We start from the raw sequence: 2050 nt of genomic DNA, 5'->3' as shown, positions 1-2050 counted from the left end.
GCCAGACCTAAGCCGCTTAGAAAAGTCTCCTGATGATGCTCAATCGTGCGACCTTTGAAGACCAAACGCTCTAAGGGATGGTTCCAGATAGTTTCTGCATTCACCAAAAATTCCGGGTCGCCCGTTGCCTGGAGAAAGTATTCTAAACTCCAATTCTCATCACCTGATACAGGTGGTTGGAGAAGGAAACAGGTGCGAAATCGATTTTGTTGGTATTGGCGCGTTCTCAAATCCCCGCTAGCGAACACTGGGGCGACTAAATGATCTCGTACTGGCGATGTCCAAGTCTGAAAGGCTGCTTCCAAGCGTCCAATTGCCGCCGCTTCTGCTTTGAGGGTATTGGATGCGGTGGAAAGGGCTTGCAACCACTCCTGCACGATCGGTTCTACTGCGGGTAAGGCAGAATTCCCAACACTCGAACGCACTTGTGCGTCGATCGCACTGCCTAAGAATCCCAGAAGTAATTCCTTGGGTTCGTCTGGTTCCAGCTGTTCTTTAGGTTTTTCTTTACCACTGACCTCCGAGTGTTGATAAGTGCGGCAGGCAGAGGGCATGAGCTGGGTAAACTTTTCCAAACGCGCTTGATCTAACCCACTATCGAGTAGAGGTTGCCAAGCGGCGACAACAGTACCATCCAACTGCCGATGTAGGGTTGGTAAAAACTTAGATCGCACCAGAAGATCCAAAATCCATCGGCTAACCTGTGCCCAAAAGCGTAAATCTCCCCCGACATAAGCATCAGATTCTTTAAAAGAACCAAGGGGCAGCGCTTGCAAAAATTGTATTGCTTCGAGAGGATCGAGACACAGCCCTTCAACTTGCCAGAGGTGTAAGGATAAGGTTGAAGCATCCGCACCGTCTGAAAGCATTTTGGTAGACAGCAGTGGGCAAACTGGCTCGCCTGCCTCTATTTGGGTGGGCAAAGCGATCGCTTTCTTGTGCCATTTCTCGTTAGCGCGACTTCTCGCATGGCTGCGCGATTCACCAAAGAGACTACGCGATCGCAAAAAAGCGATTAATTCTACCTGCGTCATCGCCATCGGATGGGATGCCACCGTATCGGGTTGAGAAGACATTACAGGCGTCATGGGTCGCCAAATTTCTCCCCAAACAAATAGATAACCCCCCTGAGGTTGAACGAGCCAACTACCGTGTAAAATTGCCATATTTAAAAGCTTTTTTTGTGAGAATTAACTCAATTTATTAACGTTTATTCGAGCAGAAATTAGCAATTAGATAATTCGATGCTTTTTTCCTTAGCTAAATTAAAGGCATCACTTCTTACAAATTTTACTTAAAAATTAAAATTTATTTACTTTTTAAACGACCTTGCCAAATGGGATTAAAGCCGAACTCGACCAGATGTTTCCTTATGAGCAAGATGCAGTCAGAGAATTACTGAATCTGATTATTATTGAGGGTCAAACTTATCGCAAAAGTAAACCTCTATCCAAAGTAGAATTTGCTGCCTATTGGATGACCCACGATGCTTTTGTTGCCACCGAAAACCACACTAAATGAACCAACGCCGATGAAAATCTTGGGAGCTTTACTATCTCAAGCCCAACTTTCCCGGACGGTGCAGCGACATCTGCAATGCTGGATTTATTGTACAACCTGCTTGAGCGGGGTCAAGGCATGAGTAGATTGATCGAGAGTAATGCTAGAAATAGCTGCCGTTAAGGGTTACACGGCGATGATGTTCAATCTTGTCTTGGCAATTAACACGCCTTCTATCCGATTGTGACAATCTTTAATATTTGAGAGAATCGGGCGGATTCTGAGTGCTGCACATTTATTTGATGGGCTATCTCAGAGACGGGTAGGAGACGCCCTAAAGATGTACCGCTCTTTGCGCTAATTTATCAGCCGTCAGTTGTTATCGTCGATCCCCTGCGCCCTTACTCTCTGTCCGTCCTCGTCTCCAGAATGCCGTTATCTACACTAAAGGCACCACCAGTACCTAAGTGCTACGATTGCGAAAGATAAAGAAAAATGATAGAAGGACAAAGTACCGCATGGTAGAGCTAGACAAGTCAATATCCTTTGA

At 46.0% G+C, this 2050-nt stretch carries 1 protein-coding gene and 1 pseudogene; one reads left to right on the top strand and one right to left on the bottom strand.

Translation table 11 applies throughout. From position 1 onward, the window contains the following. Nucleotides 1-1166: pseudogene (locus H6F50_RS07570) on the bottom strand (helicase); the annotation flags it as partial. Between the two features lie 163 nt (nucleotides 1167-1329). Here H6F50_RS07570 and H6F50_RS26425 point away from each other — a divergent pair. Next, the gene (locus H6F50_RS26425) at nucleotides 1330-1521 is read left to right on the top strand and encodes a hypothetical protein (RefSeq protein WP_199292042.1); all 192 of its coding nucleotides are present in this window, start codon (nucleotides 1330-1332) and stop codon (nucleotides 1519-1521) included. Nucleotides 1522-2050 lie beyond the last annotated feature (529 nt).

The organism is Coleofasciculus sp. FACHB-712 (genome assembly GCF_014695635.1).
Classification (GTDB): Bacteria; Cyanobacteriota; Cyanobacteriia; order Cyanobacteriales; family FACHB-T130; genus FACHB-T130.
This window is presented reverse-complemented; position numbering and strand designations above follow the sequence as displayed.